The 24,533-nt window shown below is 32.0% G+C and carries 32 protein-coding genes and 3 tRNA genes; all 35 read right to left on the bottom strand.

From position 1 onward, the window contains the following. Positions 1–9: 9 nt before the first annotated feature. The 35 genes from rplO to AC5SLN_RS02410 all read right to left on the bottom strand — a co-directional run bounded on the left by rplO (position 10) and on the right by AC5SLN_RS02410 (position 24,449). Positions 10–471 (bottom strand): 50S ribosomal protein L15, encoded by a 462-nt coding sequence (gene rplO / locus AC5SLN_RS02580; protein ID WP_006996829.1) that lies wholly within the window; start codon positions 469–471, stop codon positions 10–12. Beyond that, the gene (rpsE, locus tag AC5SLN_RS02575; protein ID WP_006996828.1) at positions 471–983 is read right to left on the bottom strand and encodes a 30S ribosomal protein S5; all 513 of its coding nucleotides are present in this window, start codon (positions 981–983) and stop codon (positions 471–473) included. Before rpsE ends, rplO begins: the two co-directional genes overlap by 1 nt. Before the next feature lie 2 nt (positions 984–985). Further along, positions 986–1,342, bottom strand: coding sequence for a 50S ribosomal protein L18 (rplR, locus tag AC5SLN_RS02570; RefSeq protein WP_006996827.1), 357 nt, complete (start codon positions 1,340–1,342; stop codon positions 986–988). Next, a complete protein-coding gene (rplF, locus tag AC5SLN_RS02565) occupies positions 1,342–1,881 on the bottom strand; it encodes a 50S ribosomal protein L6 (RefSeq protein WP_006996826.1) in 540 nt (179 codons plus the stop codon). Before rplF ends, rplR begins: the two co-directional genes overlap by 1 nt. Continuing rightward, complete coding sequence (rpsH, locus tag AC5SLN_RS02560; protein ID WP_006996825.1) at positions 1,881–2,276, bottom strand: 30S ribosomal protein S8; 396 nt, start codon at positions 2,274–2,276, stop codon at positions 1,881–1,883. The genes rplF and rpsH overlap by 1 nt, the downstream gene beginning before the upstream one ends. A gap of 10 nt (positions 2,277–2,286) precedes the next feature. Beyond that, positions 2,287–2,592 carry a 30S ribosomal protein S14 gene (gene rpsN / locus AC5SLN_RS02555; protein WP_006996824.1) on the bottom strand — a complete coding sequence of 102 codons (306 nt, stop codon included), beginning with the start codon at positions 2,590–2,592 and terminating at the stop codon, positions 2,287–2,289. Positions 2,593–2,594: 2 nt separating this feature from the next. Further along, positions 2,595–3,149 carry a 50S ribosomal protein L5 gene (rplE, locus tag AC5SLN_RS02550; protein WP_011282153.1) on the bottom strand — a complete coding sequence of 185 codons (555 nt, stop codon included), beginning with the start codon at positions 3,147–3,149 and terminating at the stop codon, positions 2,595–2,597. Next, positions 3,149–3,397: a 50S ribosomal protein L24 gene (rplX, locus tag AC5SLN_RS02545; protein ID WP_006996822.1), complete on the bottom strand. Its 249-nt coding sequence runs from the start codon at positions 3,395–3,397 to the stop codon at positions 3,149–3,151. Before rplX ends, rplE begins: the two co-directional genes overlap by 1 nt. After that, positions 3,398–3,766, bottom strand: a complete 369-nt coding sequence (gene rplN / locus AC5SLN_RS02540) for a 50S ribosomal protein L14 (protein ID WP_006996821.1) — start codon at positions 3,764–3,766, stop codon at positions 3,398–3,400. Continuing rightward, positions 3,763–3,999: a 30S ribosomal protein S17 gene (gene rpsQ, locus AC5SLN_RS02535; protein ID WP_011282154.1), complete on the bottom strand. Its 237-nt coding sequence runs from the start codon at positions 3,997–3,999 to the stop codon at positions 3,763–3,765. The genes rplN and rpsQ overlap by 4 nt, the downstream gene beginning before the upstream one ends. Next, positions 3,992–4,183 carry a 50S ribosomal protein L29 gene (gene rpmC, locus AC5SLN_RS02530; protein WP_006996819.1) on the bottom strand — a complete coding sequence of 64 codons (192 nt, stop codon included), beginning with the start codon at positions 4,181–4,183 and terminating at the stop codon, positions 3,992–3,994. The genes rpsQ and rpmC overlap by 8 nt, the downstream gene beginning before the upstream one ends. Before the next feature lies 1 nt (position 4,184). Further along, entirely contained in the window at positions 4,185–4,595 is a 411-nt protein-coding gene (rplP, locus tag AC5SLN_RS02525; RefSeq protein ID WP_006996818.1) for a 50S ribosomal protein L16, read from the bottom strand. Positions 4,596–4,597: 2 nt separating this feature from the next. Further along, entirely contained in the window at positions 4,598–5,278 is a 681-nt protein-coding gene (rpsC, locus tag AC5SLN_RS02520; RefSeq protein WP_011282155.1) for a 30S ribosomal protein S3, read from the bottom strand. Then, entirely contained in the window at positions 5,262–5,660 is a 399-nt protein-coding gene (rplV, locus tag AC5SLN_RS02515) for a 50S ribosomal protein L22 (protein ID WP_494593977.1), read from the bottom strand. Before rplV ends, rpsC begins: the two co-directional genes overlap by 17 nt. A gap of 2 nt (positions 5,661–5,662) precedes the next feature. After that, the gene (rpsS, locus tag AC5SLN_RS02510) at positions 5,663–5,956 is read right to left on the bottom strand and encodes a 30S ribosomal protein S19 (RefSeq protein ID WP_006996815.1); all 294 of its coding nucleotides are present in this window, start codon (positions 5,954–5,956) and stop codon (positions 5,663–5,665) included. Beyond that, positions 5,956–6,801 (bottom strand): 50S ribosomal protein L2, encoded by an 846-nt coding sequence (rplB, locus tag AC5SLN_RS02505; RefSeq protein ID WP_006996814.1) that lies wholly within the window; start codon positions 6,799–6,801, stop codon positions 5,956–5,958. Before rplB ends, rpsS begins: the two co-directional genes overlap by 1 nt. A gap of 2 nt (positions 6,802–6,803) precedes the next feature. Then, complete coding sequence (gene rplW, locus AC5SLN_RS02500; protein ID WP_006996813.1) at positions 6,804–7,097, bottom strand: 50S ribosomal protein L23; 294 nt, start codon at positions 7,095–7,097, stop codon at positions 6,804–6,806. A gap of 1 nt (position 7,098) precedes the next feature. After that, entirely contained in the window at positions 7,099–7,722 is a 624-nt protein-coding gene (rplD, locus tag AC5SLN_RS02495; protein WP_011282156.1) for a 50S ribosomal protein L4, read from the bottom strand. After that, the gene (gene rplC, locus AC5SLN_RS02490) at positions 7,722–8,432 is read right to left on the bottom strand and encodes a 50S ribosomal protein L3 (protein ID WP_018414175.1); all 711 of its coding nucleotides are present in this window, start codon (positions 8,430–8,432) and stop codon (positions 7,722–7,724) included. The genes rplD and rplC overlap by 1 nt, the downstream gene beginning before the upstream one ends. Before the next feature lie 2 nt (positions 8,433–8,434). Further along, entirely contained in the window at positions 8,435–8,743 is a 309-nt protein-coding gene (rpsJ, locus tag AC5SLN_RS02485; protein ID WP_006996810.1) for a 30S ribosomal protein S10, read from the bottom strand. Between the two features lie 5 nt (positions 8,744–8,748). Beyond that, positions 8,749–10,827 (bottom strand): elongation factor G, encoded by a 2,079-nt coding sequence (fusA, locus tag AC5SLN_RS02480; protein WP_006996809.1) that lies wholly within the window; start codon positions 10,825–10,827, stop codon positions 8,749–8,751. Between the two features lie 6 nt (positions 10,828–10,833). Next, positions 10,834–11,304 carry a 30S ribosomal protein S7 gene (gene rpsG / locus AC5SLN_RS02475; RefSeq protein WP_006996808.1) on the bottom strand — a complete coding sequence of 157 codons (471 nt, stop codon included), beginning with the start codon at positions 11,302–11,304 and terminating at the stop codon, positions 10,834–10,836. Positions 11,305–11,306: 2 nt separating this feature from the next. Continuing rightward, complete coding sequence (rpsL, locus tag AC5SLN_RS02470) at positions 11,307–11,678, bottom strand: 30S ribosomal protein S12 (RefSeq protein ID WP_006996807.1); 372 nt, start codon at positions 11,676–11,678, stop codon at positions 11,307–11,309. Between the two features lie 171 nt (positions 11,679–11,849). After that, on the bottom strand, positions 11,850–16,019 hold the full coding sequence (gene rpoC / locus AC5SLN_RS02465; RefSeq protein ID WP_494593974.1) for a DNA-directed RNA polymerase subunit beta': 4,170 nt from the start codon (positions 16,017–16,019) through the stop codon (positions 11,850–11,852). A gap of 2 nt (positions 16,020–16,021) precedes the next feature. Beyond that, entirely contained in the window at positions 16,022–20,113 is a 4,092-nt protein-coding gene (gene rpoB / locus AC5SLN_RS02460) for a DNA-directed RNA polymerase subunit beta (protein ID WP_494593972.1), read from the bottom strand. A 55-nt stretch (positions 20,114–20,168) separates the two neighbouring features. Further along, positions 20,169–20,534, bottom strand: a complete 366-nt coding sequence (rplL, locus tag AC5SLN_RS02455; protein WP_006996804.1) for a 50S ribosomal protein L7/L12 — start codon at positions 20,532–20,534, stop codon at positions 20,169–20,171. Between the two features lie 27 nt (positions 20,535–20,561). Next, positions 20,562–21,062 carry a 50S ribosomal protein L10 gene (gene rplJ, locus AC5SLN_RS02450; protein ID WP_006996803.1) on the bottom strand — a complete coding sequence of 167 codons (501 nt, stop codon included), beginning with the start codon at positions 21,060–21,062 and terminating at the stop codon, positions 20,562–20,564. A gap of 5 nt (positions 21,063–21,067) precedes the next feature. After that, entirely contained in the window at positions 21,068–21,757 is a 690-nt protein-coding gene (gene rplA, locus AC5SLN_RS02445; protein ID WP_494593970.1) for a 50S ribosomal protein L1, read from the bottom strand. Further along, a complete protein-coding gene (gene rplK / locus AC5SLN_RS02440; RefSeq protein WP_006996801.1) occupies positions 21,757–22,182 on the bottom strand; it encodes a 50S ribosomal protein L11 in 426 nt (141 codons plus the stop codon). The genes rplA and rplK overlap by 1 nt, the downstream gene beginning before the upstream one ends. Next, positions 22,182–22,712 (bottom strand): transcription termination/antitermination protein NusG, encoded by a 531-nt coding sequence (gene nusG, locus AC5SLN_RS02435; protein WP_006996800.1) that lies wholly within the window; start codon positions 22,710–22,712, stop codon positions 22,182–22,184. The genes rplK and nusG overlap by 1 nt, the downstream gene beginning before the upstream one ends. Further along, entirely contained in the window at positions 22,712–22,903 is a 192-nt protein-coding gene (gene secE, locus AC5SLN_RS02430; protein ID WP_006996799.1) for a preprotein translocase subunit SecE, read from the bottom strand. The genes nusG and secE overlap by 1 nt, the downstream gene beginning before the upstream one ends. A 19-nt stretch (positions 22,904–22,922) precedes the next feature. Beyond that, positions 22,923–22,998 (bottom strand) — tRNA-Trp (locus AC5SLN_RS02425). 7 nt (positions 22,999–23,005) lie between these two features. Next, positions 23,006–24,196: an elongation factor Tu gene (tuf, locus tag AC5SLN_RS02420; RefSeq protein ID WP_271563404.1), complete on the bottom strand. Its 1,191-nt coding sequence runs from the start codon at positions 24,194–24,196 to the stop codon at positions 23,006–23,008. A 47-nt stretch (positions 24,197–24,243) separates the two neighbouring features. Then, a tRNA-Gly gene (locus AC5SLN_RS02415) sits at positions 24,244–24,317 on the bottom strand. Positions 24,318–24,363: 46 nt separating this feature from the next. Continuing rightward, positions 24,364–24,449: transfer RNA gene (locus tag AC5SLN_RS02410), tRNA-Tyr, on the bottom strand. Between the last annotated feature and the right edge of the window lie 84 nt (positions 24,450–24,533).

The following is a 24,533-nucleotide window of genomic DNA, read 5'->3' as shown; positions in this document are numbered from 1 at the left end:
ATATCTTAATTATTTTTTTAATTGTATTGTTCCGCCAGCTTTCTCTAATTTTTCTACAGCAGATTTAGAGATTAAGTCAGCTTCGATATTAACTTTATCTTTAATTTCACCTGTACCTAGTATCTTTAATTTTTGTGAATTTTTATTGATCAATTTAAGTTTTTTAAGTAATGCCATATTAATAACATCACCAGAATTAATTGTTTTTTCAGTTATAAAAGTTTGAATTTTTTCCAAGTTCATTATTGCAATAACAGCTTGGTATCTCTTAATTGCATTAAAGCCTCTTTTAGGTAATCTTCTATATAAAGGCATTTGACCACCTTCAAAAGCTTTAATAGCAACACCAGATCTAGATTTTTGACCTTTAACACCTCTGCCAGATGTTTTTCCTTTTCCAGAACCGATACCTCTACCGACTCTCATCTTTTTTTTGTATAAAACTTTTCCTGTAGTATTTAATGTAGTCATTATCCTCTTTTTTCGATTACATCAGAAATTTTTTTATTTCTAATTGTTGCAATATGCTTTGGTGAATTTTGTTTTGAAAGAGCTTTCATCGTCGCTCTTATCATATTGTGAGGGTTTGATGTACCCATTGATTTAGCAACTATATCTTTAATTCCTAAAACTTCACAAACTGCTCTTACAGGACCGCCTGCAATAATACCTGTTCCCTTAGGAGCAGATCTTAAAATAATTTTACCAGCACCATCTTTACCATAAACATCATGATGAATAGTTCTACCTTCTCTTAGCGGCACATGGATTAAAACTCTTCTTGCTGTTTCATTGGCTTTTTTAATTGCATCAGGCACCTGTTTGGCTTTAGCATGCGCTACTCCAATTTTACCTGCTTGATTACCAACTACTACTAAAGCTGAAAAACCAAATCTACGACCACCTTTTACTACTTTTGTAATTCTGTTGATGTGAACTAATTTTTCTAAAATACCGTCGTCTTTTTTATCTTTAAAATCCATAATTAAAATTCCATTCCATTTTTACGTAGTGTTTCAGCAAAAACTTTAACTCTGCCGTGGTATTTGTATATACCTCTATCAAAAAATATTTTTGATATTTTCTTTTCTTGGGCTTTCTTTGCAAGTTTCTCTGCTACTATTTTAGAAATTTCTGTTTTATTTACTTTGTCCATAGAACGAATGTCTTTTTCAACAGAAGAACATGACACTAGAGTAATGTTTTTAACATCATCAATAATTTGAGCTGAAATATTTTTTGCAGATCTTGATATGCTTAGTCTTAATCTATCAGATGATGCAACTTTTTTTAATTTACCAGTAACTCTAAATTTCTTTCTTTGAATGGTGTTTAATTTCATTATTTCTTCTTCCCTTCTTTTCTTAGAATGTATTGACCTTGCTCTCTAATACCTTTGCCTTTATATGGCTCTGGTTTTCTAAAAGCTTTGATTTTTGAAACAACCATACCTACTTGTTGTTTATCAGATCCACTAACTTTAACTACCGTCTGTTTTTCAACAACAATTTTAATTCCTTCAGGAATATCAAAATTAATATCGTGGCTATAACCTAATTGTAAATTTAACTGTTTATCTTTTAATGCAGCTCTGTAACCCACTCCAACAAGCTCAAGAATTTTTTCATAGCCAGTACTTGACCCAATAACAGCATTATTGATTAAGCTTCTATTCATGCCCCATAATCTTTTTGAGTTTTGATCCTTTACTTTAGGGCTGATAGATATTTCTTTTCCTTCGGTAACGTCAAGATTAAACATTTCAAGATCAATATTAAGTGATTTTTTACCTAAAGGTCCCTCAATGTTAAGAACACTACCAGAAAGTACTGCTTTAACTTTTTCAGGGATTGAAATACTTATTTTACCAATTTTAGACATTAAAATACCTTACAAATTATTTCGCCACCAACTTTTTGTTTTCTAGCTTCAATATCAGTCATTACACCTTTTGGTGTTGATACAATAGCTATTCCTAGTCCGCCATTAATTTTTGGCAAACTATCAGCACTTGAAAATATTCTTCTACCAGGCTTAGATACTCTCTCAAAAGTACTAATTACTGGATTTCCAGAATAATATTTTAAGTCAACTGACAATGTGGGTTTATTATTTTCAGTTTCAATTTTATAGTCTTTTATAAATCCTTCACTTTTAAGAATATCTGCAATCTTAACTTTAAAGTTAGAAGAAGGTAATGCTACTTTCTTGTGATTTCTCACTTGTGCATTTTTTATTCTTGCGATCATATCCCCTATTGGGTCACTTAAACTCATATTATCCTTTCTACCAACTCGACTTAGTCATGCCAGGAATTAATCCATGCAGTCCCAAGTCTCTTAAGGCTATTCTTGATATTTTTAATTTTCTGTATACACCGTGTGGTCTTCCAGTAATTTGGCATCTATTCATAACTCTGTTTTTTGCAGAATTACGAGGTAAATTTGAAAGCTTTTGCTGTGCTTTAAATCTTTCTTCTAATGATATTTTTTTATCCATTACAATTTTCTTTAATGCTTGTCTTTTTTTGAAAAGCCTATCTGAAAGTTTAATTCTTTTATTGTTTTTATTTACTGCGCTTACTTTAGCCATTCTTAATTGTCTCCTTTTTTAATAAATGGAAAATTTAGTTTTTCTAAAAGAGCAAAACTATGATCTTTATTTAAAGCAGAGATCACAACTACAATATCAAGACCTCTAATCTTATCAATTCTATCAAAATTAACTTCTGGAAAAATTATATGTTCTTTAATGCCAAACGTATAATTACCAAACTTATCAAATCCTTTGGGAGATAAGCCTCTAAAGTCTTTAATTCTTGGTAAAGCAATATTTACAAGTCTATCTAAAAATTCATACATTTTGTTGCCTCTTAAAGTAACTTTTAAACCAGCGTTTGTACCTTTTCTCGTTTTAAAGTTTGCTACTGATTTTTTAAATTTAGTCACAGTTGGTTTTTGACCTGTAATTTTCCCTAAATCTTCTTCAGTAGATTTCATAATTTTTGCATCAGCACCATCAAGACCAAGACCCATGTTAATAACAACTTTTTCAACTTTTGGCCCCATATAGGTATTTTTATATCCAAGGGTTTCTTTAAGCTGTGGTTGGATTTCTTTGTAATAAAGTTCTTTTAATCTAGGTATCATTATTTCTTAGCCTCAGTTTTTTTTGTTTTAGCTTTTTCGTCAATAAGTTTAAGGTTTGAAATGTGGATGAAGCTCTCTTTAGAGACTATTCCACCTTTTTTTTCTTTTGTAGTTTTAACATGTTTTTTCACAATGTTAATTCCTTGAACTTTTGCTCTGTTATTAGGTCTATCGATTTCAATAACCTCACCCTCTTTTTTTTTATCTCTTCCTGTTAAAACTCTAACTTTTAATCCTTTTTTAATCATTTATAAAACCTCTGGAGCCAATGAAATTATTTTCATTTGACCTCTACTTCTTAATTCTCTTGTTACTGGACCAAAAATCCTAGTCCCCACTGGTTCACCTTTATCATCAACTAAAACAGCTGCATTATTATCAAATCTAACTTTAGATCCATCTTCCCTATGAATTCCCTTTTTAACTCTAACTACAACAGCTTTATGAACAGAACCTTTTTTAACTTTTCCTTTAGGTAATGCCTCTTTAACTGCGATAACGATAGTATCACCAATACTTGCGTATCTACGTTTAGAGCCACCTAAAACTTTAATACATTCTATTCTTTTTGCACCAGTGTTATCAGCTACTAATAATTCAGTTTGTACTTGTATCATTTAGATTCATCCATTACTTGAAATTTTTTATTCTTAGAAAAAGGCTTACACTCAATAATTGACACTGTGTCTCCAGTTTTAAATTTATTGTTTTCATCGTGTGCGTTATATTTTTTTCTAACTTTAACTACTTTTTTTAATACTGGGTGCGAATATTTTCTTTCAACAGATACAGTTATAGTTTTGTTTGGTTTATCGCTTGTTACTACTCCTGTTAATATTTTTTTAGGCATTTAATTTTCCTTTTAGTGTAGTTTTTAATCTAGCTATAGTTTTTTTAGTTTGTCCAATTTTAGATGGATCTGTAACTTGTGAATTAATTTTTTGAAATCTAAAGTTAAATAAATCTTTTTTTAATTTATCAATATTTTTGATAACTTCGTCCTTAGATAATTTTTTAATTTCTTGTTTTTTCATATTATGCAAATCTCTTAATAAATTTTGTTTTTATAGGTAGTTTAGCTGAAGCCTTATAAAGTGCTTCTTTTGCTATTGTTTCTGAAACACCATCAATTTCAAATAAAATTCTACCTGGCTTCACTCTGCAAGCCCAATATTCAGGAGCTCCTTTACCTTTACCCATACGTACTTCAACAGGTTTTTTTGAAACGGGTATATTTGGAAAGATTCTTGTCCAAACACGTCCCTGTCTTTTCATGTGTCTTGTTAAAGCAACTCTAGCAGCTTCTATTTGTTTTCCTATAATTCTCTCTGGCGCCATAGCTTTTAATGCAAAAGATCCATAGTTAATCTTGCTAGCACGTGTAGCTGTTCCATGAATTCTTCCTTTATGAGCTTTTCTGTATTTTGTTCTAACTGGCTGTAACATAATTATTCTTTAACCTCTTTTGGAACTATCTTGTTAGTTTCTTGGCTAAATTCTTTAGCGAATACTTCACCTTTATAAATCCAAATTTTTATTCCAATAATACCAAATGTTGTTAATGCTTCAGCTTCTGCATAGTCAATATCTGCTCTTAAAGTATGTGATGGTATACTTCCTTCTCTTAACCATTCAGTTCTAGCTATTTCATTTCCACCTAGTCTACCACTAATAGAAACTTTAATGCCTTTTGCACCAAGTCTTAAACATGATTGCATAGCTCTCTTCATGGCTCTTCTATATGATATTCTTTTAACTAATTGTTGTGCTATATTTTCAGCAACTAAATAAGCATTTGTTTCCGGCTTTTTAACTTCTTTAATATTAAGTGTTACTTCATTGTTAGTAAATTTAGATAAATTGTTTTTTATTTTATCAATATCGCTACCTTTCTTTCCAATTACAAATCCAGGTCTTGATGTGTAAATAGTAACAAAACATTTATTAGAGGTTCTCTCTATCATAACTTTAGATACACCAGAATTAACAACATTTTTCTTGATATATGCTCTGATCTTAAAATCTTCGATAAGATAATTTCCAAAATCTTTCTTTTTTGCATACCAGACAGAATCCCAACCTCTGTTTACACCTAGTCTGAAACCAACAGGATTAACTTTTTGACCCATGACTCTCCATTTGTTTTGCTTCTGATAATATAATTGTAATAGTTGAATAAGGTTTTAAAATTGGTGCAGCTCTACCTTTTGCTCTTGGTCTGAATCTTTTCATAACAACTTTTTTCCCACAGTATGCTTCTTTAACAATTAGTTTATCTATGTCGTATTGATTGTTATTTTCAGCGTTAGCAACAGCTGATGAAACTGTTTTTCTTATTTCTCTAGTAATTCTTTTTGCAGAAAATTGAAGCTCTCTAATAGCTACATCAACTTTTTTTCCAACAATTGCTTTAAGTATTGGGTTAAGTTTTCTAACACTAGATCTAATATTATTATTTACAGATCTAACTGAATCTACTTTAGTTCTGTTAATTTTCTTTTTTTTATTCATAATTATTTTTTCTTCTCAGCTGGTTTTCCTTTTTTTTCAGCTGGTGTATGTCCAAAAAATGTTCTAGTTGGAGAAAATTCACCTAATTTATGACCCACCATATCTTCAGATATAGTAACTGGAATGAATTTTTTTCCATTATAAATCAAAAAACTAACCCCTATAAACTCAGGAATTATTGTTGATTTTCTTGACCACGTTTTAATAGGCATTTTTTTTGGATCTAATTTTTGTTTTTCAACTTTTTTAATCAAGCTCTCTTCAACAAAAGGTCCTTTCCATACTGATCTAGCCATTATTTTTTAGAATCCTTCCTGTTGTTTCTTCTTCTAACTATAAATTTATCTGTACTCTTATTGTCTCTAGTTTTTAATCCTTTTGCAGATTGACCTGTTGGAGATACTGGATGTCTACCACCTGCAGTTTTACCTTCACCACCTCCGTGTGGGTGATCAACAGGATTCATCACAACTCCTCTAGTATGAGGTCTTCTACCAAGCCATCTTGATCTTCCAGCTTTACCAATCTTAATGTTTTTTTGATCTGGGTTTGAAAGCACACCAATTGTTGCCATGCATCTTGAATCAATTTTTCTAACCTCTCCAGAGGTCATTTTAATTAATGAGTAATTTCCATCTAACCCACTGATAGTAACAGATGTACCTGCAGATCTAGCTATTTTTCCACCAGCTCCAGGTTTTAGCTCTACATTATGGATATTGATACCAACAGGAATATCTCTAAGTGGCATACAATTTCCAACTTTAATTTCTTTTTCCGATCCATTTTCAACTTTATCTCCAACTTTAATTTTTTGAGGAGCTAAATAGTAAAAATGTTGTCCATCATCAAACTTAACTAACATGATGTAGCAAGATCTATTTGGATCATATTCAATTCTTTCGACAGTACCTGGCATGTCGATTTTCTTTCTATAGAAATCAACCAACCTATACATTTTCTTGTGTCCACCACCTGACATATTACGAGAAGTTATGTGTCCATTATTATTTCTTCCACGCATTGAATTTTTTGGCTCAACTAAAGCCTTAAATGGTTTGCCTTTCCAAAGACCAGCTCTATCAACTAAGATTGTTCCTCTTGTTGATTTTGTATACGGTTTGAATGTTTTTAATGCCATTTTTAAATTCCAGATGTTAGGTCAATACTTTGACCCTTTTTAAGTGTTATTATTGCTTTTTTGTAACCTTGAACATTAACTTTTTTTCCCCTAGCTACTTTAGTTCGATTTTGTTTATTGATAATATTTATCTTCGTAACATTAACTTTAAAAATCTTTTCAATATTTTTCTTCAAATTAGTTTTGTTTGCAGCTCTTGGTACTTTAAAAACAATTTTGTTTTGTTCTGACAAGTTAGTAGTTTTCTCAGTAACCATTGGTGATAGAATTTTATCGTATAAATGTATTTTATCCATTTTAAGAATATCTCTTTTCTAGTTCTTTAATTGAACTTTCTGTAAAAACTACTTTTTTAAACTTTATAATATCAAATGCACTGAAATGATTAATATCCGTAACTTTAACATTTGGAATATTTCTAACTGACTTTTCAATTTTCTCTTTGGATGATTTATCTAAAATGATTAATGAATTTGTAATTTCAAATTTTTTAATAATTGAATGCATTTCTTTAGTTTTTTTAATCTCATTTCCAAAATCACTAAAAATTATCAAATTATTAAGTTTATTCTTCTCAGTAATTAGTGAAGCAATACTTAGTTTTTTTTCACTTTTATTTAATTTTCTTTTTTTGTATGCCAGTTCACCTTTAGGTCCATGTGCAACACCACCACCAACGAAAATAGGTGCTTTTCTACTTGCGTGTCTAGCTCCACCAGTACCTTTTTGAGCATAAATTTTAGATGTAGATCCAGTAATCTCATTTTGTTGTTTAGTTTTTGCGTGTCTACCTTTGTAATTAGCATTAGTTTTATATAATACGTTATCAACCAATCTTTTGTTAATTTTAGCAGAGAAAATTTTATCTAAAACTTCAATTGAATCTTTTTTACCGTCTAAGTTTAATTTATCAATTTTCATTATTTTTTCTTTTTATCTGGTGTTTTTTTAGCTTCTTCAGCAGCAGCAATTTTTTCATTAATAGTCATTTTGTTTATAACTTTTACTGATTTTTTAACTAAGATTTCAGTATTTTTTGATCCAGGAATTGATCCTTTTAAATATAACAATTCATTTTCAATATCTGTCTTAATAATCTCTAAATTTTGCATAGTTCTAACTCTATCACCCATATGACCAGCCATTTTTTTACCTTTAAAAACTTTACCAGGATCTTGTCTTTGTCCAGTAGATCCGTGAGATCTATGTGATACAGAAACACCGTGAGTAGCTCTTAACCCACCAAAATTGTGTCTCTTCATAGCTCCAGCGAAACCTTTACCAATAGTTTTTGAAGTTGTATCAACAAACTTAACTTCATTAAATATTTCAAGACCAAATTCGTTACCTTCTTTATATAGTTCTGTATCTTTAACTCTAAATTCTTTTAATTTTTTCTTAGCTTCTGTATTTTTCTTTGCATACAAGCCCTTCATTGCTTTTGTAAGTTTAGATGCTTTAATTTTACCAAACCCTAATTGCACAGCTTTGTATCCACGTTTTTCTTCTTCAATAACTTGGATCACTCTAGCCTTTTCCATTTTAATAACAGTCACAGGAACTAAACGTCCTGTTTTATAGAACTCTCTAGTCATACCAATTTTTTTTCCAATTAATGAAATCTCGGTCATATTTAAATTTTAATCTCCACATCCACACCTGATGCTAAATCTAATTTCATTAAAGCTTCAACAGTTTGAGGTGTTGGCTCTATAATATCTATTAATCTTTTGTGTGTTCTTGTTTCAAATTGCTCTCTACTTTTTTTATCAATGTGAGGACCTTTTAAAACGGTGTATCTTTCAATTCTAGTTGGTAAAGGTATTGGTCCTTTTATCGTGGCACCTGTTCTTTTTACAGTATTTACAATTTCTTCTGTAGATGCATCTAGAATCTTATTGTCGTATGCTCTTAATTTAATTCTTATATTTTGTTTTTCCATAATAATTAGCCTGCAATCTTTTTAGTTACTTCATCCTGAACATTTTGTGGGACTTTAGAGTAATGATCAAAAAACATTGAATACTGAGCTCTACCTTGAGACATTGATCTTAAACTATTTATATAACCAAACATATTAGCTAAAGGAACCATAGCTGTAATCACTGTTGCATTTCCTCTATTTTCTTGAGTACTGATTTGGCCTCTTCTACTATTCAGGTCACCAATAACATCACCCATATAATCTTCAGGTGTAACAACTTCAACTCTCATAACTGGTTCTAATAATTTCAAAGTTCCTCTAGTACAAGCTTCTTTAAAGCAAGCTCTACCTGCTAATTCAAATGCAAGAACACTTGAGTCAACATCATGATGTAATCCATCTAAAATTGTAACTTTATAATCAATCATTGGAAACCCTGCTAAAATTCCGCCATCTGAAATTGTTTCAATTCCTTTTTCAACACCAGGAATAAATTCTTTAGGAATTGCACCACCTTTAATTTTGCTTTCGACAGATCTACCTGAACCAGGCTCTTGTGGCTCAACCAAAAGTTTAACTTTTGCAAACTGACCAGCACCACCACTTTGTTTTTTATGAGTATATTCAAATTCTGAGGCATTTTGTAATGTTTCTCTATAAGCAACTTGAGGAGCACCTACATTTGCCTCTACATTAAATTCTCTTTTCATTCTATCGACAATAATATCAAGGTGTAACTCACCCATTCCTTTAATAATAGTTTGACCAGATTCTTCATCTGACGTTACTCTGAATGATGGGTCTTCTTTAGCCAATCTTCCTAATGCTTCACCCATTTTTTCTTGGTCAGCTTTTGTTTTAGGTTCAACGGCAATTTCGATTACAGGTTCTGGGAACTCCATTGGTTCTAATAAAACAGGATTAGCTTCATCACAAAGAGTATGTCCTGTTATCGTATATTTTAAACCAGCTAAAGCAACAATGTCACCCGTATTTGCTTCTTTGATATCCTCTCTTGAGTTCGCATGCATTAAAAGCATTCTACCAACTCTTTCTTCTTTATCTTTTGAAGTATTATAAACAGCAGTTCCAGTTCTAATTGTTCCCGAGTAAATTCTAATAAAAGTTAATGAACCAACAAATGGGTCATTAGCAACTTTAAATGCTAATGCAGAAAACCCTGTGCCATCATCAAATTTCATTTCAACAACATCTTCACTACCAGGTTTAGTTCCATTAATAGACCCAATATCGATCGGGCTTGGTAAGTAGTTAATTACAGCGTCAAGTAAAGGTTGAACACCTTTGTTTTTAAAAGCTGAACCTGTAGTTATTGGAACAAAACTAAAATTTAATGTTCCTTTTCTTATGCATTTTACCAAATCTTCTTCTTTGATTTCTTCCCCATTTAGGTAAGCTTCCATTAGTTTTTCATCTTGCTCTACAGCCATTTCAACTAATTCAGTTCTGTATTTTTGTGAAATTTCTTTTAAATCATCAGGAATTTCTTTGTATTCCCATTCAGCTCCTAAAGCTTCATTTTTCCAAACTTGAGCTTTCATTTTAACTAAGTCAACAACGCCAGATAAATCTGCTTCAATACCAATAGGGATTTGAATTGGTAGAGGTTTACAGCCTAATCTATCCTTAATCATTTCAACACATCTATAAAAATCAGCACCCGTTCTATCTAACTTGTTTACAAAACAAATTCTTGGAACTTTATATTTATCAGCCTGTCTCCATACTGTTTCAGATTGAGGTTCTACACCGGCAACACCATCAAAAACACAAACAGCACCATCTAAAACTTTTAATGATCTTTCTACTTCAATCGTAAAGTCAACGTGTCCAGGCGTGTCGATGATATTAATTCTATGATCATTCCAGAAGCAAGTTGTTGCTGCTGATGTAATTGTAATACCTCTTTCTTGCTCTTGTTCCATCCAATCCATTGTTGCAGCACCATCATGTACTTCACCAATTTTATGACTTTTTCCTGTGTAATATAAAATTCTTTCGGTCGTAGTAGTTTTACCAGCATCAATATGGGCCATGATACCAATGTTTCTGTATTTATTTAATGTATGTGTTCTAGCCATAATTTATTACCACCTAAAATGAGCAAAAGCTTTATTTGATTCTGCCATTTTATGTACATCTTCTCTTTTTTTAACTGCAGAACCTTTTTTTTCATAAGCATCATACAGTTCGTTAAAAATTTTATCTGACATATGTTTGTCTTTTCTTTTTCTAGAAGCATCAACTAACCATCTAATTGCTAGTGCTTGTGCACGTTTAGTTTTAACTTCAACAGGAACTTGATAAGTTGCACCACCTACTCTTCTAGATCTAACTTCTACAGTTGGTTTAATATTATTTATTGCTTCATTAAAAACATTAATGGGCTCTTCTTTTGTTTTTGATTTTATTTTTTCTATAGCTTCATAGACAATTTTTTCAGCAACTACTTTTTTGCCGTCGTACATTATTGAGTTAATTAATTTAGGGATTATTGTAGAATTAAATATTGGGTCTGGAGTAACAACTTTTTTGGGTTGTGTTTTTTTTCTAGACATAATTATTTACCTTTTTTAGTTCCATACAAAGATCTACGTTTCTTTCTATTTGCAACACCTTGTGTGTCTAGGTTTCCTCTAAGGATATGATAACGAACACCAGGTAAATCTTTTACACGACCGCCCCTAATTAAAACGACTGAGTGTTCTTGTAAATTGTGACCTTCACCACCAATATAAGCTGTAACTTCAAAACCATTAGATAGTCTAACTCTAGCAACTTTTCTTAATGCTGAGTTGGGTTTTTTAGGAGTTGTTGTATAAACTTTTACACAAACACCTCTCTTCAAAGGTTGTTTCTGAAGTGCAGGAACTTTATTCCTAGCAACAGGTTTAATTCTTTTTTTTCTTAACAACTGGTTAATAGTTGGCATAAATTTTTTAAATTAATTAATATATTTTTGAGTGAAAATAACTGACAGGTTATTTTGTGGCAGCGTTTAGTTCCGTAAAGTAGGTACTACATTCCAACCAAAAACAGCGTCAAAATACTATTAAATCTCTGATTGTCAAACTAAAACTACAAGTTAAACGTGTTTTTTTTATTAATTTGCTGGAGTTTCTGTAGTCTCTAAAGGCTCAATTTTCTCTTGCTCAGCTAAGAATTTATTATCGGCATCAATGGCATTCTTATTCCATTTGTTCTTAATGTGACCTGTTCCAGCTGGAACTAATCTACCTACAATAACGTTCTCTTTTAAGCCATTTAATGGATCGACTTTACCTTTAATCGCAGCATCAGTTAAAACTCTAGTAGTTTCTTGGAATGAAGCAGCAGAAATAAATGACTCAGTTTGAAGTGAAGCTTTAGTAATGCCCATTAAAACTCTTTCACCAGATGCTGGATTCTTTCCTTCAGCAACTAGTTTTTCATTTGTATTATCAAACTTAATTCTGTCTATCATTTCACCTGGTAAGTAAGACGAGTCGCCAGACTCTTTGATTTCAACTTTTTTAAGCATTTGTCTTAATATCGTTTCGATATGTTTGTCGTTAATAATTACACCTTGTAACCTATAAACTTCTTGTACTTGGTTAACAAAGTATTCTGTTAAATCTTTTATACCAAGTATTCTTAAAATATCATGTGGCAACGGTTGTCCATCTAAAAGATACTCACCTTTTTTTATTTTTTCACCTTGGTTAAAATTAATATGTTTACCTTTTGGAATTAGATAATTTGAAGGTTCACCATTATCTGGTTGTATGGAAATTCTTTGTTTTCCTCTAACTTCTTTACCAAATAAAACTTGGCCATCATTTTCTGCAATTATTGCGCTATCTTTTGCTTTTCTAGCTTCAAATAATTCTGCAACACGAGGCAATCCTCCAGTAATATCTTTTGTTTTAGTAGTTTCCTTTGGAAGTCTAGCTATTATGTCACCAGCAAATATTTTTTGACCATCTTTCACTGAAAGAATTGAATCTGGAACTAAATAATATCTGGCTTCATTATCATCAGCTTTTTTAATAACATTCCCTTTATCATCTCTTAAAGTAATTCTTGGTTTTAAATCAGTATTTTTAGATTGAGCTCTCCAATCAATAACTGATTTAGATGAAATTCCTGTTGCATCATCAGTTGTTTCTTGAATTGAAACACCATCAATTAAATCTACATAACCAGCTATACCACTTTTCTCTGCGATAACTGGAGTTGTATAAGGATCCCATTCACAAATTTTTTCATTTGCTTTAACTTTATCACCATTCTGGAAGAATAATTTCGAACCGTAAGCAACTTTGTAAACTGCAACTTGAACTCCATTATTATCTTCAATTGATAATTGAGTGTTTCTTCCCATTACAATTAAATTTTTCTTAGAATCTTCTAATAGGTTAGAATTTATAATTTTTAAAGTTCCAGCTGTTTTCGTTACGATCTGAGACTCTTGTTTAACAGAAGCAGTACCACCAACGTGGAAAGTTCTCATTGTTAACTGAGTACCTGGTTCACCAATCGATTGTGCTGAAATCATACCAATTGCTTCACCAACATGAACCATTTTTCCTCTAGATAAATCTCTTCCATAACAAGTAGCACAAACACCGAGTTTAGAGCTACAAGTCATAACTGAATAAGCTTTGATAAATTTAACACCAGCTGCATCAATTTTATCGCAACCAGCTTCATCAATCATTGTTTCTTTTTTAATGACTACTTCGCCAGTGATTGGATTTTTTACATCGAAAGCTGTAACTCTACCAAGTGCTCTTTCTGATAAACTAACAACAACATTTCCACCTTCCAAAATTTCTGCTAATTCAATAAAACCTGGATTATCACACTTAATTTTAGATATAGTAAGATCTTGAGCTACGTCACAAAGTCTTCTTGTTAAATAACCCGAGCTTGCAGTTTTCAGGGCTGTATCAGCTAAACCTTTTCGGGCTCCGTGTGTTGAGTTGAAATATTCTAGTGCAGTTAAACCTTCTTTGAAATTAGAAATAATTGGTGTTTCGATAATTTCTCCAGATGGTTTTGCAATAAGACCTCTCATACCAGCCAACTGTTTCATTTGCGCAGCGGAACCTCTAGCTCCACTATCTGCCATCATAAATACTGAGTTAATCTTCATGCCATCAGGAGTACTTTCAGTAGCTGAAATACCTCTCATCATTTCACCAGCAACTTTATCTGTACATTTTGACCAAGCATCAACAACTTTGTTATATTTTTCACCTCTAGTAATTAAACCTTCTGAATATTGATTTTCATAATCTGCAATTAATTTTTTAGTATCTTCAATTAGTTGTCCTTTATTTACAGGAATAACCAAATCATCTTTACCAAAAGAAATACCAGCTTTAAATGCATGTTTGAAACCTAAATCTTTTAAATGATCGCAAAATATAACTGTAGTCTTCTGACCACAAAATCTAAATACACTATCAATAATTTCTGAAACAGTTTTTTTAGGAAGCAATCTATCAATCATTGAAAAAGTAATATCTTTATGTTTTGGAAGTAAATTAGCTAATAAGAATCTACCAGCTGTCGTTGTGTGTTTTTCAACTCTTTTGTTTCCCTTCTCATCTAATGTTTCAAATCTAGAAACAATAGTAGAGTGAACTTTTATTTGACCTGTAGATAGTGCATGTTCAATTTCATCATTATTTATGAAGTAACCATCTGGCTTTTCAGTTTGAAAAGGCGCTTGAGATAAATAGTAAAGACCTAAGATCATATCCTGACTGGGTACTATGATAGGTTTACCGTTTGATGGACTTAAAATATTATTTGTTGATAACATTAAAATTCTTGCTTCTAGTTGGGCTTCTAAACTTAGAGGAACGTGAACAGCCATTTGGTCACCATCAAAGTCAGCATTAAAGGCTGCACAACATAAAGGATGAAGTTCAATTGCATCTCCTTCAATCAACTTAGGTTCAAAAGCTTGAACCCCAAGTCTGTGAAGCGTTGGTGCACGGTTTAATAAAATTGGATGTTCTCTTACAATAAGTTCTAATGCATCCCAAACAGCATTTGTTTCTTTTTCTACCAATTTTTTTGCTTGTTTGATTGTAGAAGCTAATCCTAGTTTATTTAATCTAGCATACAAGAATGGTTTGAATAATTCTAAAGCCATCTTCTTAGGTAAACCACATTCATGTAATTTAAGGTCTGGCCCTACAACGATTACAGATCTTCCTGAATAATCTACTCTTTTTCCCAGTAAGTTTTGTCTAAATCTACCCTGTTTACCTTTAAGCATCTCCGCTAAAGATTTAAGTGGACGTTTACCAGTTCCGGTAATTACTCTTCCTCTACGACCATTATCAAATAATGCATCAACAGATTCTTGAAGCATTCTTTTCTCATTTCTAACAATGATATCTGGAGCTTTTAAATCCATTAATCTCTTAAGACGATTATTTCTGTTTATAACTCTTCTATAAAGATCATTAAGATCTGATGTAGCAAATCTTCCACCATCTAATGGAACTAAAGGTCTTAATTCAGGTGGTATAACTGGTATTACAGTTAAAATCATCCATTCTGGCTTTTGACCAGTTTCAATAAATGATTCAATCAATTTAAGTCTTTTAATTGATCTTTCTTCATTAACTTTTGATTTTGTTTCTTTAATTGTATTAATTAAAAGCTTTCTTTCAAGCTCAAGATCCATTGATTTAAGAATAGATAAAATTGCTTCAGCTCCAATACCAGCTTCAAATGACTCTTCACCAAATTCGTCTTGGTATTTTGCTAATTCTTCTTCGTTAAGTAATTGATTTTTTTGAAGACCAGTTAAACCAGGCTCAATAACTATGAAGTTTTCGAAATAGAGAACTCTTTCAACTTCTTTTAACTTCATATCAACGGCTAATGAAATTCTACTAGGTAAAGATTTTAAAAACCAAATGTGTGCAACGGGAGTAGCAAGGTTTATGTGACCCATTCTCTCTCTTCTTACATTGGATTTTGTAACTTCAACTCCACATTTCTCACAAATAATTCCTCTAAACTTCATACGCTTGTACTTACCGCACAAACATTCGTAATCTTTTATAGGACCAAAAATTCGAGCACAAAACAAACCATCTTTTTCTGGTCTGAAAGTTCTATAGTTAATAGTTTCAGGTTTTTTAATTTCACCATATGTCCAAGATTTAATTTTTTCAGGGCTAGCTAAAGTTATTTTAATACTATTAAAATTTTGTGCTTCAGAAACTTCACTATTTTTAAATAAATCTGTTAATTCTTTTTTCATATTTAATTTAACTCTATGTTTAGTGCTAATGATTTAATTTCTTTAACTAGAACGTTGAATGACTCTGGAATACCAGACTCAAAATTCTCTTCACCTTTAACAATTGTTTCGTAAACTTTAACTCTTCCAGCAACATCATCTGACTTAACTGTTAAAATTTCTTGTAATGTGTACGAAGCTCCATATGCTTCAAGAGCCCACACTTCCATTTCACCAAATCTTTGTCCACCAAGTTGTGCTTTACCACCCAATGGCTGCTGTGTAACAAGACTATAAGGGCCAGTAGATCTTGCATGAATTTTATCCTCAACCAAGTGATGCAGTTTAAGCATATAAATAATACCAACGGTTACAGGTCTATCAAACATTTCACCTGTTCTGCCATCCCATAAGTTAGTTTGACCTGAAGTAGGTAATTTTGCTAACTCAAGCATTTCAGAAACATCTTTTTCTTTAGCTCCATCAAATACTGGAGTTGAAATAGCTATACCATTTTGTAAGTTTTCACATAAATCTGAAAATTCGGTTTTGTTTAATTTGTCAATTCCTCCATCAAACACTTCATTACCATAAACAGATTTTAGGAATGATGAAATTTTTTCAGTTTTTTCAAATTTTTTATTATTTTCATTAACTAATCTTTTAACTTCTTCACCAAATTCTTTACAAGCCCAACCAAGGTGAGTCTCTAGGATTTGACCTACGTTCATACGACTTGGAACTCCAAGTGGATTCAATACAATGTCAACAGGTCTGCCATCTTCTCTATAAGGCATATCTTCAACAGGTACAATTTTACTGACTACACCCTTGTTTCCGTGTCTACCTGACATTTTATCACCTGGTCTTAATCTCCTTTTAATCGCAACGAAAACTTTTACCATTTTCATAACACTTGGTAATAAATCGTCACCACTTCTAATTTTTAAAACCTTATCTTCAAATCTTTCTTGAATATCTTGTTTTGCTTGATTGTATTGATCTTTTAATTGAGCAATACTCGCTTCATCATTAACATTGCCTACTGTTATTTTGAATACATCGTTAATATTAATTTTATTAATTGTCTCAAGATCAAGTTTGGTGCCCTCGTCTAAATCTTTTATTTTTTTAGATAAAGAAGCTCCTGATAAAATTTGATTAGCTCTTTGTTTTATGCTTCTTTCTAGAATTTCTTCCTCTACAATTTTGTCTTGTTGAACAGTATCAATTTCTGCTCTTTCAATTGTAATAGATCTTTCATCTTTTTCTATACCATGTCTATTAAATACTCTTACATCAACAACCGTTCCACTGCTTCCTCGAGACATTTTTAATGATGTATCAGTTACATCGATTGCTTTTTCACCAAAAATAGATCTTAATAATTTTTCCTCAGGTCCAGATGCTGAATCTCCTTTAGGTGTAACTTTACCAACTAATATATCGCCAGCTTTTACTTCAGCGCCTATATAAACAATTCCAGATTCATCAAGGTTTTTTAGGGCTTCTTCATTTACATTTGGAATATCTCTAGTGATTTCTTCTTCACCCAATTTTGTATCTCTAGCCATAACTTCATATTCAACAATATGAACTGATGTAAATACATCATCCGTGACACATCTTTCTGATATTAAAATAGAATCCTCAAAATTGTAACCTTGCCAAGGCATAAATGCTACTGTCACATTTTTTCCGAGTGCTAACTCACCTAGTTTAGTAGATGGTCCGTCAGCAATAATATCTCCTGATTTAACTTTATCACCTACTCTAACAAGTGGTTTTTGATTAATACATGTATTTTGGTTTGATCTTTTAAATTTTTGCAGGTTATAAATATCCACACCTGATTTAGTGAAATCTGTTTCTTCAGTTGCTTTGATTACAATTCTTTTTCCATCAATTTTATCTACTGTACCATCACGACTAGCAACAATAGTTACACCTGAATCAAGAGCAACATCACTTTCAATTCCAGTACCAACTAAAGGAGACTCTGGTTTTAATAAAGGAACCGCTTGTCTCATCATGTTAGATCCCATTAGAGCTCTGTTCGCATCATCATTTTCTAAGAAAGGGATTAGAGAGGCTGCAACAGAAACTAATTGTTTAGGTGAAACATCAATATAATCAATTTTACTTGGATTTGACAAAACGAAGTTTAAATTTTCTCTACAAGGAACAAGTTCTTCTAAAATTTTTCCAGATTTATCTATTTTTGCATTAGCTTGAGCAATTGTATATTTTGTTTCTTCCATTGCTGAAAGATATTCAACTTTATCTTGAACTACACCGTTTAGAACTTTTTTATAAGGACTTTCAATGAAACCATATTTATTAATCTTAGCATAAGTAGATAAGCTATTAATCAAACCAATATTCGGTCCTTCAGGCGTTTCAATTGGACAAATTCTTCCGTAGTGAGTTGGGTGAACGTCACGTACTTCAAATCCAGCTCTTTCTCTAGTTAACCCACCTGGTCCTAAAGCTGAAACTCTTCTTTTATGTGTAATTTCTGATAATGGATTTGTTTGATCCATAAATTGAGAAAGTTGTGAACTTACAAAAAAATCTTTAAGAGAAACTGTTAATGGTTTTGCGTTAATCAAATCTTGTGGCATTGCTGATTCAATATCAAGAGTTGTCATTTTTTCTTTAATCGCTCTTTCCATTCTGTAAACACCAATACGCGCTTGGTTTTCAACAAGTTCACCAACAGATCTTACTCTTCTGTTGCCCAAATGATCAATATCATCAACTTCATCTTTACCATCTCGTAAATCTAACATTTTATGAACGATAGCAATTATGTCGTCATTTCTTAAAATTGTAATTTTATCAGAACACTCAAGGTTAAGTCTCGAGTTCATCTTAACTCTACCAACATCAGAAAGATCATATCTGTCTGAACTAAAGAACAAGTTGTTAAATATCTGTGTAGCAATCTCAACTGTTGGCGGTTCACCTGGTCTTAAAACCTTGTAAATTTCAGTAATTGCATCATTTTTTGAATTATTTTTATCATTTAATATTGTTGTTAATAAATAAGGTCCTTTATTAATAGAATTAGTAATAGAAATTTCAATTGAGCTAATATTAGCCTCTAAAATTTGCTTAATAATGGCGTCATTTAACTCTGTACCTATTCCAAAAGTACCTTCTTCTTCATCATCACTAACTTTAACTTCATTATGTAAATATTTTCCAATTAAAGACTCTTGAGATACTAGAATGTCTTTAAGCCCATCTGAAGCTAACTTTTTAGCAGTTAAAAAATTAATTTTATCACCAAGTTTAATTACAACATCTCCTGTTTTAGCATCAGTAACTTCTTCAGAAAAATTTTTTGCTTTGTAATTTTCAGGATTAAATTTTGTTTTCCATTTTCCTGTTTTTGCATCAAATGAATAAGTGTCTTTATCATAAAACTCATCAGCAATTTCTGATTTAGTTAAACCTAAAGCCATCAAAAGAGTTGAAGCAAATATTTTTTTCTTTCTATCAATCTTAAAATATAAAAAATCTTTAACATCGTATTCTAAATCTAACCAAGATCCTCTGTTAGGAATAACTCTGCAATTAAATAATAGTTTACCACTTGCATGTGATTTGCCTTTATCATGATCAAAGAAAACACCGGGACTTCTATGCATTTGGTTTACAACAACTCTTTGAACACCGTTTGTTATAAAAGTTCCACTATCAGTCATCATAGGCACTTCACCCATATAAACTTCCTGCTCTTTGGCAGATAAAATATCTTTAGTATTGTTTTCTTGGTCAATTTCGTAAACAACCAATCTTAAAGTACATTTTAGTGCTGACGTAAAAGATAATCCTCTTTGAATACATTCTTCAGTATCAAATTTTGGTTTTTCAAGTCTATAAGAAACGTATTCTAATGTGGCTTTATCATTTAAATCTTCTATCGGAAAAATACTTTTAAAAACTCTATCAAATCCTTTTGATAAATCTCCAGCTTCACTGTCAAAATCAGTAAGTTGTTTGTATGAATTTTTTTGAACTTCAATTAAATTTGGAATAGATAAAGTTTCCGCAAGCTTTCCAAAGCTTTTTCTTACATTTTTCTTTTGAGTAAAAGATAATTGCATTTATTACTAATCACTGATTAATAAATTAACCAGTTATGAAATCTTTCTAATTAATTTATTTAAGTTCTACTTTTGCGCCAGCTGCTTCCAACTTAGCCTTGATCTCTTCAGCATCTTTTTTGTTTACACCAGACTTAACTTCTTTTGGTGCACCCTCAACTAAATCTTTTGCTTCTTTAAGACCTAAAGATGTTGCTGCTCTAACTTCTTTAATAACATTAATTTTTTTATCACCTGCAGAAATTAACATGATTGTAAAATCATCTTTTGCTTCTTCAGCTGCTCCACCTGCTGCTGCTGCTGGTGCTGCTGCAGCCATAGCTGTAACACCCCACTTTTCTTCAAGCTGTTTTGAAAGTTCAGCTGCTTCAACAACAGTTAAACTTGATAAGTCTTCAATAATTTTATTTAGATCAGGCATATTTTTTTTTACTCTTTAGGTTGTTTTTTAAGAATTTTCTGGGCTCAAACTACTCATTTTTTCGGATCGTGCAAGTAAAATACTTACTAATTTTGATGCTGGTGTAGCCAAAATTCCGACAAGGTTAGCTCTTGCTTCATCAAGTGTTGGTAAATTTGCTACATTTTGAACTGCAGCTTGGTCTAATACCTCATTACCCATAATTCCACCTAAAAGTTTCAAACTTTCGTTTGTTTTGGCAAATTTAGATAAAATTCTAGCTGATATTATCGCGTCATTAGAAAAAGCAACTGCAGTAGCGCCTGTAAATAAATTTGATAGCTCCTTACACTTAGTTTTTTCTAGTGCAATTTTTGTAATTCTATTTTTTGTTATAGTGAACTTAATGCCATGTTCTCTCATTTGCGCTCTAAGTTCATCAAGTTGAGACATTGTAAGTCCTTGGTAGTGAGTTACCATTACAGCTTCATTATTCTGAAACTGTGTTTCCATTTCACTAATGTAATTCTTTTTTTGTTCCTTGTTCATCATAACTATATAGCTTTTCCTAATTTAACTTTATACGAAACACCCATGCTTGACGTTATAAAAGTATTTTTTATTAAATCACCTTTTAAAGTTAGGTTTCCTTTTTCTTTTTCTAAAGTATCTAAAATAGCATGAAAATTTTTAAGTAATTGATCATCATGAAAAGATTTCTTACCTATACTTACACCAATATTTCCATCTTTATCGTTTCTAATTTCTGCTTGTCCAGATTTAGCATTTGTTACAGCTTGCTTAATATCCTCTGAAACTGATCCTAATTTAGGGTTAGGCATTAATCCTTTTGGTCCTAAAACTTTTCCAAGCTTAGATAATTTAACCATCATACCTGGTGTACAGATTAATTTTTCAAAATTAAGTTCACCTGCTTTAATTTTATCTATAAATTCATCGCTACCAACTACATCAGCACCAGCATCTTTGGCTTCTTTAGCTTTTGTATCCTCACAAACAACAGCTACTTTCACTTTTTTACCTGTTCCGCCAGGTAAGTTAACTACAGTTCTGATATTTACTTCACCTTTTTTTTGTTTGTTGTTTACTTGAAAGCTCAAGTCAATTGATTCATCAAATTTTGTAGTACAATTTTTTTTAACAGTCGCTAATAAATTTTCAATAACATCAGCAGTTAAATCTTTTGTTTTTTCAGGCAATTGTTTAAATCTTTTTGATGGCATTAGTCTTTAACCTCTATCCCCATTGATCTTGCTGATCCTGCAATAATTTTTACCGCTTGCTCGAGATCGTGAGCATTAAGATCTTTCATCTTTTGGGTTGCAATTTCTTCTGCTTGTTTTTTTGTAATTGATCCAGCAATACTTCTGCCTGGTTCTTTAGATCCACCTTTAAGTTTGGCAGCTTCTTTAATAAAATGTGATGCTGGCGGTGATTTAATTTCAAAATCAAATTTTTTATCTTTATAAACAGTGATTACTACTGGAATTGGTTTTCCAGCAAAAGCTTTTGTTTTATCGTTAAAAGCTTTACAAAATTCCATTATATTAATTCCACGTTGACCTAACGCAGGACCAACTGGTGGTGCTGGATTAGCTTGGCCACCCATAATTTGTAACTTTATATATCCACTAATTTCTTTTGCCATTAACTTGCTTTCTCTACTTGGTTATATTCTAAATCAACTGGTGTTGGTCTCCCAAATATTGAAACTGAAACCTTAAGTCTTGATTTCTCTTCATCTATATCTTCAACCATACCGCTGAATGATGCAAAAGGACCGTCAACGACCTGAACTTTTTCACCAATGCTGTATTCTATACCAGATTTTGGCTGAGCTACACCATCTTTTATTTGTCCTAAAATCTTTTCTATTTCTTTATCAGAAACAGGAACTGGAATGCCCTTTGAACCTAAAAACCCACTTACACGCTTTAAGTTTTTAATTAAATGATAAAGGTCATTATCCATTTCACTTTTAATCAAAACATAACCCGGAAAGTATTTCTTTTTTCTTTGAATTCTCTTTCCTCTTTTTACTTCTGTTACATCGTGTGTTGGAACAACAATTTCTTCAATTTTGTCAGAAATTTTTGCTTTTTCAGCTTCTTCCTTAATTAATCCAGCAACTTTATTCTCAAAATTTGAGTGAGATTGAACAATATACCAATTTTTCATTAAATACTTACCTTTAGTAAAGCTTCCAATAAAAATTTAAGTACTTGATCAAGAAGCAAAAAGAAAAGAGACATAATAACTGCCATAGCAAATACCATTAATGCACCTTGCATTGTCTCTTTTCCTGTAGGCCAAGAAACTTTAAAAGCTTCTTGTTTAACTTCTTGGATAAATTTTATCGGGTTTTTCATAATATACTGTTTAGCTTATTGGCAGGAGCGGAGGGAATCGAACCCTCAACCTCCGGTTTTGGAGACCGGCACTCTACCAATTGAGCTACACTCCTATAGAGTTTACTCTATAATTTTAGTTACTACTCCAGCTCCAACTGTTCTACCACCTTCACGAATAGCAAAGTTTAATTTTTCACTCATCGCAATTGGAGTAATTAATGTAACAGTGAATTTAGCATCATCACCAGGCATAACCATTTCAGTTCCAGCTGGTAATGTAACTTCTCCAGTTACATCAGTTGTTCTAAAGTAAAACTGAGGTCTGTATTTAGTAAAGAATGGAGTGTGTCTTCCACCCTCATCTTTTTTAAGTACATAAGCCTGAGCTTCAAATTTAGTGTGTGGTGTAATTGAAGCGGGTTTACAAAGAACTTGTCCTCTTTGAATATCATCTCGCTCAACACCTCTTAATAGAATACCAACGTTATCACCTGCTTCACCTGAATCTAAAAGTTTTCTGAACATTTCAACACCAGTACAAACTGATTTTTTAGTTGCAGTAACTCCTACGATTTCAACTTCTTCACCTGTTTTAATAACACCAGATTCAATTCTTCCAGTTGCAACAGTTCCTCTACCTGAAATTGAGAAAACATCCTCAACAGGCATTAGGAAAGGCTTGTCAATATCTCTAGTTGGTTGAGGAATAAATTCATCAACAGCTTTCATTAATTCTACAATAGAATTTTTTCCAATTTCTTCATCTCTGCCTTCAACAGCAGCTAATGCAGATCCTTTAACGATAGGAGTTTTATCACCTGGATATTTGTATGAAGTTAAAAGTTCTCTAATTTCTTCTTCAACAAGTTCAATCATATCTTTATCATCAACTTGATCTACTTTATTTAAGTAAACAACAATTGCAGGAATACCAACTTGTCTTCCTAAAAGAATGTGTTCTCTAGTTTGAGGCATAGGACCATCAGCAGCATTAACCACTAAGATAGCTCCATCCATTTGAGCTGCACCTGTAATCATGTTTTTTACATAGTCAGCGTGACCTGGGCAATCAACGTGTGCGTAGTGTCTTTTTTCAGTTTCATATTCAACGTGAGCAGTTGAAATTGTAATCCCTCTTTCTTTTTCTTCAGGGGCTTTATCAATCTGATCGTAAGCAACAGCTTTTCCTCCACCAAGTTCTGCTAATGTAATTGTGATAGCAGCTGTTAATGTTGTCTTACCGTGGTCGACATGACCAATTGTACCGATGTTACAGTGTGGTTTATTTCTTACGAACTTTTCTTTTGACATTACGTTTTTACCTCAGTTTTAGTTTTATTAATAATTTCTTTTTTTCTTGGAGCGGGTAAAGAGAATCGAACTCTTACATCCAGCTTGGAAGGCTAGCGTTCTACCATTGAACTACACCCGCACAACATCAAGAATAACACTCCATTGTTATAAAAAATTTTATTGATTGGTGGAGGGGGAAAGATTCGAACTTTCGAAGACCGAAGTCAACGGGTTTACAGCCCGCCCCATTTGACCGCTCTGGAACCCCTCCTTTTTGGGGAAGTGTCCCCTTGCTCAATAAAGCTTCAAACAACATGCGTTTTATATATTTTTATTATGCAATTGCAACACGAGA

It is taken from the genome of Candidatus Pelagibacter sp. PS_31 (genome assembly GCF_059417865.1).
Note: the sequence above shows the minus strand (reverse complement) of the source record. Positions and strands in the feature narration are given on the sequence as shown.